Source organism: Kitasatospora sp. NPDC088391 (genome assembly GCF_044753345.1).
Lineage (GTDB): Bacteria > Actinomycetota > Actinomycetes > Streptomycetales > Streptomycetaceae > Kitasatospora.
Genome location: NZ_JBIVNB010000024.1, coordinates 1 through 7,789, shown reverse-complemented (window position 1 = coordinate 7,789; position 7,789 = coordinate 1). Strand labels below are relative to the sequence as shown.

Genomic DNA, 7,789 nt, shown 5'->3' with positions numbered 1-7,789 from the left:
CAGGGGGGACCCTGTGGGAGAGTAGGACGCCGCCGAACAATCATTGTGGAGAAGCCCCCTGACGGGAAGTCAGGGGGCTTCTTCGCGTTTCCGGGGCGCGGCTTGATCCGACCTGGCGGACCTGTCCGGCCGCGTCACTAGAGTTTCGGCCATGAGTGACGACGTTCATATGACCGCTTCGGCGTCGGATCTGTCGGGGGCGGACGGGTGGTGGACGGACCTGCCATGGCTGGTGAACGCTGATCCGGAGCGGGTACTGGGGGTACTGGCTTCCGATGCGGATTCCGGTGCGCGACTGATGGCCGCGGTGTACCGGGCGTCGGTGGACGTGCACCGGGACGTGCCGTCGTGGGTGCGGCGGCAACTGCTGGCCCTGGACGCGGTTCGGTACGGGGACCGGGAGTTGTCGGCACGGATTGCCGCCGTGTCGGTGGAGGGTGTCGACGCCGAGCCTTGGCAGGTGCTGTGGTCCACGGGCGCGCAGAGTGATCCGCGCTTCCGGATGAACCCGTCCGGTCACACGGGCAGTGTCGACGGGGTGGTGACGACCTTCTCGGGCGGCCGCCACGTCGTGGTCACCGGGAGCAAGGACCGGACGGTCCGGGTGCGGGACCTTGAGACCGGCCAACCGGTCGGCGGGCCCATGAGCGACCTCAACGGCAGGGTGTGGGCGGTGGCGACGGAGGTCGTCGACGGTCGGCCGTGGGTCGTCACGGCCGGCGACTGGGCGGTGCTCGCGTGGGACCTGGCCACCGGCCGGCAGACGGGCGAGCTGCGGGGGATCAACGGTGAGGTGTGGTGTCTGGGCACGGCTGTCGTCCAGGGGCGACCGTGTGTGCTCGCCAGCGACGACGACGTGTCCGTGCGGGTCTGGGATCTGGCCGGCGGGGAACAGGTCGGCGAACTGACCGGGCACGACGATTTCCTGATGGCCGTCGACACGCTGGTGATCGACGGCAGGCCCCGTGCGGTGGGCTGTACGAGCGGTGGCAAGGTCTGGCAGTGGGACCTGACGACCGGACAACCGGTCGGGGAGCCACTGCCGGGCCACGACGGCGAGGCGTGGGCGGTCGCGGCGGCGGTCGTCGACGGCAGAGCCCACGCGATCACGGCGGGTCACGACGCCACCGTGCGGGTGTGGGACCTGGTGGGGGGACGGGAAGTCGGCCGGCTGGTCGGCCACGAAGGCACCGTGTCCGCGGTGGTGGCTGCGGTGATCGGTGGAGAACTCCGGGTCGTCACCGGTGGTTCGGACGGAACGGTGTGCCTGTGGGAGCCGGCCGCCGGGTGGCAGATCGGCCGGGAGCTGGTGTTTCCCGCGCCGGTCCATGCGCTGACCGTGACCCGGGAAGGCTTGCTCGTGGTGGGCTTCGGCGGCGACGTCGCGGTCCTGTCCCTGCGTGCCGAGCCCGACTCCACCGGGCGGTGAGCCGTTGGTGCTGCGACCGGACGGTTGCTGGTTCCGCCCGGGCGAACCCGTGCGGTCGGAGCACGGGGGTGGTGTCGGTGCGGGGTTCTAGGCTCGCTCCCTGCGGCGAGTGCTGTGGGTGAAAGGGAGCTGACGTGCTGTTGGGACTGCGGACCGTGATCTATCCCGCGCCGGACCTGGCTGCGGCCAGGAGTTGGTGGGCGGGGGTGCTGGGGGTGGAGCCGTACTTCGACGAGCCGTTCTACGTGGGGTTCAACGTGGCGGGGTACGAGCTGGGGCTCGATCCGGACGGGGACCCGGCGGTGGGGCCGGTGACGTATTGGGGGGTGCGGGACGTGGACGCGGCGGTGGCGCACTTCGTCGCGGCGGGGGCGGTGGTGCGGGCGGCGGTTCAGGAGGTCGGGGGCGGGATCAGGGTGGCGACGGTGGTGGAGCCGTCGGGGGCCCCGGTCGGGCTGATCGAGAATCCGGTGTTCGTGCTGCCGGAGGAACTGCTGGGGGCGGGCGAGGGCCCCGGGCGCTGACGTGCGGAAGGGCCCCGGCCGGGGGAGTGGCCGGGGCCCGCGTCGTGCTGAGGGGGAGGGGGCGGCCGTCCGGTGGCGGGGGTCAGCGTGCGAGGTGGTCGTTGGTGACCAGGGCGCGGGCCAGGTGGGCGGCGGTGGTGGTGACGGTGGGCCAGGCCGGGGAGGTGAGGTGGTCGGCGGGGGTCGGGTCGGCGGGGAGGCCGGTCCGGAGGGTGTGCAGGGCGGTGCCGAGGTCGGCGGTGAGGGCGGCTTCCTCGTCGGTGCGGAGGGTGTGGCCGAGCCAGGGGAGGGGGTCGGTGGCGTCGCAGGCTTCGGTGAGCAGGGTGCTGAGCAGGGCGGCGGGGTCGAAGTCGTCGCGGGCCGGGTCCTGGAGGGCGGGGGCGGCGAGGGTGAGGACCGCGGCCACCAGTTGGTGGCGCAGGGCGGGGAGGGTGATGCCGCGGTCGGTCATCCGGGGAGCGTACCGGCCGGGGGGTCGGACGGTCAGGCGTGCGGGGCGAGTTGGGGGTCGATCGGGGCGTCGGTGAGGCGGTTGGCGAAGGTGGAGAGGGTGTAGGCGCCGATGCCGAGGACGATCTCCAGGGCGTTGGCGGGGGTGAAGCCGTGGGCGAGGAAGGCGGCGAGTTCGGGCTCGGGGACGGCGCCGGTGTGGTCGAGGACGGCGTGCACGAAGGTGCGGACGGCCTCCAGGCGGGCGTCGGGGAGCGGCTGCTGGGCGCGCAGGGCGGCGATCAGTTCGGGTGCGGCGGCGAGCCGGGTGAGGGCGCCGGTATGCATGGCGACGCAGAGGTGGCAGCCGTTGCGGGTGGCGATGGTCAGGACGAGGGTCTCGCGGACCAGCGGGTCGAGGTCGGTGCTGTCGAACATGGCGCTCAACTTGAGGAAGCCGTCGAGGAGTTGCGGGGAGTGGGCGAGGCGGCCGACGGCGGCGGGGAGGTAGCCGAGGTGGCGGGCGACCTGGTCGAGCTGGCGGCGGGCGGTCGGCGGGGCGGTCTCGGGGGTGAGTTCGGGGAAGTACGCGCCGGTGGTGGGAACGGTGGGAACAGCGGTGGCGGTGGTGGCGAGCGTCAAGGGGGTGCCTTTCGGGCGGAGGAGGGCGTGCCGGGGCGGCCGGAGGACAGGGCCCGGCGACGCATCCTAGAATGGACAACGTGGTTGACCAAAACGTAAACCAGGTTGTCGATCCGCGCAACGGCTTCGAGCTCCCGCTCCTGCTGTTCGCCGGATTCCGCACGATCATCGACGAGTTGCACGCCGAACTCGCCCGGCAGGGGCACCCGCACGCCCGGCCCGCGTTCGGCTTCGCGATGCAGGCGATCGGGGTGGACGGGGCCAGCGCCAGCGAGATCGGCCGCCGGCTGGGGGTGTCCAAGCAGGCGGCCGGAAAGACCGTGGAGCGGCTGGAGGCGCTGGGCTACGCGGAGCGGGTCGACGACCCGGACGACGCGCGCCGCAAGCTGGTCCGGCTGACGCCGCACGGGCTGGACCTGCTGGCCCGGTCGGCGGCCGGCTTCGACGCGATCCGGGCCCGCTGGGCGCAGGCGCTCGGGGAGCGGCGGCTGCGCGAACTGGAGGACGGGTTGGCACAGTTGGCGGGCCCCTCCGGGTTCCGGCTGGACGCGGCGGGCTGGTTCGGCGGCTGAGGCGACCCGGGCGGGACGCCGCCGCCCCCGGCGCGGTGAGCCTGCCGGTGGCGGCGGGACGGGCGAGGGCGGAAGGGGCGGCTACTTGCCGTTCCGGTCGGGGTCGGCGGCGAGAGTGATGACGCCGAGGTGGCCGTCGCCGTCCTGGGTGACCTTCAGCAGCATGGACGGCTGGTAGATGCTGTCGCCGTCGTTGAAGGTGTCGCGGCCGGTGTGCGTGCTGTACAGCGCCCCGGCGAACACCGCGCTGTTGAGGGCCTCGTCCATCATCAGCTGGGTGGTCAGGGTGCGCCGGTTGTCGATGTGCACCATCGCGTGGACGTGCACGGTGCGGCCGGAGTACCAGCCCGGCCAGACGGTGGTGAACTGCACGATGCCGTCCTGGTTGGTGACCTGGGCCCCGCGCAGGTAGCGCTTGTCGTCCTGCGGGGTGAGGTCGCCCTGGTCGCCGCCGTTCCCGCCGCCACTGCCACCGCCGGGGCCGCCGGGGCCACCGGACGGCGGGGTGCCCCCCGGGCCACCGCCCGGACCGCCGGACGGGGGCGCGCCGGTCGGAGCGCCCGAGGGCGGGGCGCCGCCGGGTCCGCCGCCCGCACCGCCGGGAGCGTCGCCCCCGCCTCCGGAGAGCTGTTCGGCGCCCGAGTACAGGCCGGCCGCGTCGCAGTGCCAGATCTCCACCACCGCGTTCGGGACCGCCTTGCAGGTCTCGCTGTCCTGGACCCGGATCGCCAGTCGGAGCCGGGAGCCCTGGCGGTCCTCGCGGATGTCGCTGCGGATCTTGTCGGCGTCGAAGTAGTACGGGCCCTGGGTGGTCCCGGCTGTGAGGGTGCAGGTGTTGGCGTCGGCGAACAGGCCGGTGAGGTCCTCGGAGGTGCTGGCCTGCGGGGAGATGGTGGCGGTGCCGCCGGTGGTGGTCCGGGCGCTCGCCGTCCCGCCCTGGTCGGTGCCGGAGCAGGCCGCGAGCAGCGCGCCGAGGCCGATGCTGCCGAGGCCCGCGAGCGCGCGTCGACGGCTGACCCGCCGCCCCTCGTCGTGGTCCGCGTCCTGGTGGCGCGCGGCGTGCTGGTCGGAGTGGTGCTCGGCGTGCGGTTGCGCGGCCATGGGCCCCCGGTCCTTTTCGATCCCTTTACCTGACGATCGGGCAGCTTAGGAACGGCGGATGAGCGCCGTCTTGGGATCGGATGAGAGGACGATGGGCGAGCTGACGGGGGGTCAGTCGCAGTTCTCCCAGACCAGGGTGCCGGGGCCGTCGGGGGTGAGGACGGGCAGCCAGGCTTCGTCGGCCTCGGGGAGGCGGGACTCGTCGAGGGCGAGCGGGACGCCGGGGGCGCCGTAGTGGTGGGCGGTGACCGCGGTCCGCAGCCGGTCGAGCAGGTCGGGCGGCCAGTCGAGGCCGCGGGCGCCCTGCCCGGCGAGCGCGCCGGTGAACAGGGCCCGCAGGTCGTCGTCCAGGTTCCGGGGCGGCAGCGGGACGAGGTAGCCCTCCTGCTGGTACTGCACGCAGCCGAAGCCGCCGCCCTGGGTCTGGTAGACCACGCCGGTGGGCGCCGCCACGACGGCGAACACCCACCCCTGGCCCGCGCCGCTGCTGTCGGGGTCGAGAAAGACGTAGCGCTTGTCGCCGTCCGTGTCAGCCATGATCAGGAGCGTCGCACAGGACGGGCCCGCGCCACGCCGTGATCCGCGGGCCCGTCACTCCCGGGGGGTTCAGGCGGTGCCGCGGGCGGCGCGGCGCTCGGCCTTCTCGGTGGCCTCGGCCTCGTCCAGCGCCTCGGCCTGCTCGGGGGTGGGGGCGGTGCCGCCGAGGTGGGCGGGCAGCCACCAGGAGTCGGCGGGGCCGGACGGCTGGACCGGGTACTCGCGCTGGGCGCGCTCCAGCATCTCGGTCATCGCGGCCCGGAGCCGGCGGGTCACCATGACCGGCTTGTCGGTCGGCTCCAGGTGGATCGGCTCGCCGATCATGATGGTGACCGGGACGTGACGCTTGGTCAGTTCCTTCGGGCGGCCCTTGGTCCAGAGCTGCTGGGTGCCCCACAGGATGACCGGGAGCAGCGGGGTGCCGGAGTCGGCGGCCATCCGGGCCGCGCCGGTCTTGAACTTCTTCAGCATGAACGAGCGGCTGATCGTCGCCTCGGGGAACACGCCGACGATCTCGCCCTCGCGCAGCGCCTCGACGGCGGCCTCGTAGGCGGGCTGGCCGTCGGTGCGGTCCACCGGGATGTGCTTCATGCCGCGCATCAGCGGGCCGGACACCTTGTGCTTGAACACGTCGTCCTTGGCCATGAAGCGGGTCTTGCGGCGGGCGACCCGGTACGCGCCGAAGCCCGCGAAGATGAAGTCCAGGTAGCTGATGTGGTTGCTGACCAGGACGGCGCCGCCGGTCGCGGGGACGTGCTCGGCGCCGACGATGGAGATCCGCAGGTCCAGCGCCTTGAAGGCGGCCAGGGCGGTGCGGATCACCGGCGGGTACACGAACTCAGCCACGGTCGGCCCTACTTCCCACGGGGCTCACGCCCGGTCGAGTGGTACCCGGAGCGTGACGGCGGGGCCGACGGGTGGCGGCACGCCGCGGCGGCCACGGGTGTTTCCCCCCGATGATCCCCCGAACGGGCACGGTCTGTCACGCCCGCCCCCGGTGCGGGAGATCTGAATCTCACGGGGAACTTTCCGGGGGCGGGCGCTGCGGCCGCGACGGTCAGGCCCGGGCCCGGGCCCGGTGCAGCAGCAGGTAGAACTCGCAGCCGAGGCAGTGGTCGAAGGCGGCGTTCAGGAAGGCGGCGGCCAGGGTGAGCCCGGTGGCGGCGGGGCCGAGCCAGGCCGGGCCGAAGACGTACCCGAGGGTGCCGACGAGGGCGAAGCCGAGGCCGACGGACTGGGCGAAGCGCGGCGGGCGGGCGTCCTCGAGTGCGGCGGGCGGGCCGAGCCGGGGCCGGACCAGGACCCGGTAGAGCAGGCCGTACGGGGAGCGCCCGAGGGTGCCCAGGGCGAAGACCAGGGCCTGGGCGGCCAGCAGCCACCCGCTCCCGGTGATCAGGACGGCGGCGAGGACGGCGGAGGTGAGGGCGGCGGCGAAACGGGGGCCGCGGGGGTCGATCTGCACGGAGCTGCTCCGGTGAAGGGTGCTGACGGCTGACCTGACGCGGGGTCAGGGGAGGAGGGGGCGAGCGGTCAGCGACAGCGGGTGGCGCCGGCCCGGCACAGGTCGATCACCCGGCGGCAGGTCAGCCGGGGAGTCGGGTGCGGGGTGCGGGCGTCCACGGGGGCGATGCTACCGGGGGCGCGGCCGCGGGCCCAGGGGCGGGTTTGTCACACTGGACGGATGACCGGACTGATCGTGTGCCTCGGGGTGCTGGCGGCGGCCGGCGTGTTCGGCGCGGTGCGCCGGGTGCGGGACGGGAGGCTGAAGGTGCGCGGCAGGGCGGACGACGCGGTGCGGCTGACCGCCGAGGAGCTGGGGGAGCCGCTGGGCGCCCGGGCCACGCTGGTGCAGTTCTCGACCTCGTTCTGCCAGCCGTGCCGGGCGACCCGGCGGACCCTGGCCGAGGTGGCGGGGATGGTGGACGGCGTCGCGCACGTCGAGGTGGACGCGGAGTCGCGGCTGGAGCTGGTGCGGCGGCTGGAGGTGCTGCGGACGCCGACGGTGCTGGTGCTGGACGCCTCGGGCCGGGTGGTGCGCCGGGCGGCCGGGCAGCCGCGGAAGGCGGACGTGATCGCCGGGCTGGGCGGGGCGGTCTGAGCGGGGCGGTCTGAGTGGTGCGGTTCGGGCGGTGCGGTTCGGGCGGTGCGGTTCGGGCGGTGCCCGCGGGTCGGGCCCGACCGGACTTCCGGCGCCGAGTCAGGTGGCGGCCGGACATCGGGGCGCGACCTGGGGCAGGATGGGCCACAGGCGGCGGCGCGGGTGCCGGGCCGGACCCGCGGGCAGCGTAAGCTACTGGCGAGTAGTGACGGCTGAACTGCTCGTGGGTATGCTGCCCGGGAGTTCCGGAGCGGCACCGGTGTGCGCCGCCCGGGCCGCGGGCCCCGTCCGCGCGCCGAGACCCCTCGCCGCGCCCGGGCCGTCGCCGCAGCCGCCGGATCGGACCAGTAACAGGAGAGCAGGCCGTGAGCTTGAGGATCGTTGTCTGTGTGAAGTACGTGCCCGACGCGACCGGTGACCGTCGCTTCGCGGACGATGCGACCACCGACCGGGAGGG

10 protein-coding genes and 1 pseudogene are annotated in these 7,789 nt (G+C 74.1%); 5 read left to right on the top strand and 6 right to left on the bottom strand.

From position 1 onward, the window contains the following. Window positions 1-151 precede the first annotated feature (151 nt). Entirely contained in the window at window positions 152-1,429 is a 1,278-nt protein-coding gene (locus ACIQBJ_RS35215; RefSeq protein WP_400718868.1) for a WD40 repeat domain-containing protein, read from the top strand. A gap of 134 nt (window positions 1,430-1,563) precedes the next feature. Next, the gene (locus tag ACIQBJ_RS35210) at window positions 1,564-1,953 is read left to right on the top strand and encodes a VOC family protein (protein WP_400718867.1); all 390 of its coding nucleotides are present in this window, start codon (window positions 1,564-1,566) and stop codon (window positions 1,951-1,953) included. Window positions 1,954-2,035: 82 nt separating this feature from the next. Here ACIQBJ_RS35210 and ACIQBJ_RS35205 read toward each other — a convergent pair whose 3' ends face one another. Further along, window positions 2,036-2,404 carry a hypothetical protein gene (locus tag ACIQBJ_RS35205; RefSeq protein ID WP_400718866.1) on the bottom strand — a complete coding sequence of 123 codons (369 nt, stop codon included), beginning with the start codon at window positions 2,402-2,404 and terminating at the stop codon, window positions 2,036-2,038. A gap of 32 nt (window positions 2,405-2,436) precedes the next feature. Beyond that, complete coding sequence (locus tag ACIQBJ_RS35200) at window positions 2,437-3,024, bottom strand: carboxymuconolactone decarboxylase family protein (RefSeq protein WP_400718864.1); 588 nt, start codon at window positions 3,022-3,024, stop codon at window positions 2,437-2,439. A 71-nt stretch (window positions 3,025-3,095) separates the two neighbouring features. Here ACIQBJ_RS35200 and ACIQBJ_RS35195 point away from each other — a divergent pair, with 71 nt between their 5' ends. Further along, window positions 3,096-3,596 (top strand): MarR family winged helix-turn-helix transcriptional regulator, encoded by a 501-nt coding sequence (locus ACIQBJ_RS35195; RefSeq protein ID WP_400718863.1) that lies wholly within the window; start codon window positions 3,096-3,098, stop codon window positions 3,594-3,596. An 81-nt stretch (window positions 3,597-3,677) separates the two neighbouring features. Here the strand turns inward: ACIQBJ_RS35195 and ACIQBJ_RS35190 are convergent, their stop codons facing one another. The 4 genes from ACIQBJ_RS35190 to ACIQBJ_RS35175 form a co-directional block, all read right to left on the bottom strand. Next, entirely contained in the window at window positions 3,678-4,697 is a 1,020-nt protein-coding gene (locus tag ACIQBJ_RS35190; protein ID WP_400718861.1) for a protocatechuate dioxygenase, read from the bottom strand. A gap of 111 nt (window positions 4,698-4,808) precedes the next feature. Then, entirely contained in the window at window positions 4,809-5,234 is a 426-nt protein-coding gene (locus ACIQBJ_RS35185) for a DUF6210 family protein (RefSeq protein ID WP_400718860.1), read from the bottom strand. Between the two features lie 69 nt (window positions 5,235-5,303). Then, window positions 5,304-6,080 carry a lysophospholipid acyltransferase family protein gene (locus ACIQBJ_RS35180; RefSeq protein WP_400718858.1) on the bottom strand — a complete coding sequence of 259 codons (777 nt, stop codon included), beginning with the start codon at window positions 6,078-6,080 and terminating at the stop codon, window positions 5,304-5,306. 211 nt (window positions 6,081-6,291) lie between these two features. Beyond that, the gene (locus ACIQBJ_RS35175) at window positions 6,292-6,696 is read right to left on the bottom strand and encodes a DUF4395 domain-containing protein (RefSeq protein WP_400718856.1); all 405 of its coding nucleotides are present in this window, start codon (window positions 6,694-6,696) and stop codon (window positions 6,292-6,294) included. 219 nt (window positions 6,697-6,915) lie between these two features. Here ACIQBJ_RS35175 and ACIQBJ_RS35170 point away from each other — a divergent pair, with 219 nt between their 5' ends. Then, the gene (locus tag ACIQBJ_RS35170) at window positions 6,916-7,332 is read left to right on the top strand and encodes a TlpA family protein disulfide reductase (RefSeq protein ID WP_400718854.1); all 417 of its coding nucleotides are present in this window, start codon (window positions 6,916-6,918) and stop codon (window positions 7,330-7,332) included. 365 nt (window positions 7,333-7,697) lie between these two features. Then, a pseudogene (locus ACIQBJ_RS35165) lies at window positions 7,698-7,789 on the top strand (electron transfer flavoprotein subunit beta); the annotation flags it as partial.

Coding starts and splice junctions, on each gene's coding strand:
- ACIQBJ_RS35215 (WP_400718868.1), top strand. CDS start 152: ATGAGTGACGACGTTCATATGACCGCTTCGGCGTCGGATCTGTCGGGG.
- ACIQBJ_RS35205 (WP_400718866.1), bottom strand. CDS start 2,404: ATGACCGACCGCGGCATCACCCTCCCCGCCCTGCGCCACCAACTGGTG.
- ACIQBJ_RS35195 (WP_400718863.1), top strand. CDS start 3,096: ATGGACAACGTGGTTGACCAAAACGTAAACCAGGTTGTCGATCCGCGC.
- ACIQBJ_RS35190 (WP_400718861.1), bottom strand. CDS start 4,697: ATGGCCGCGCAACCGCACGCCGAGCACCACTCCGACCAGCACGCCGCG.
- ACIQBJ_RS35185 (WP_400718860.1), bottom strand. CDS start 5,234: ATGGCTGACACGGACGGCGACAAGCGCTACGTCTTTCTCGACCCCGAC.
- ACIQBJ_RS35170 (WP_400718854.1), top strand. CDS start 6,916: ATGACCGGACTGATCGTGTGCCTCGGGGTGCTGGCGGCGGCCGGCGTG.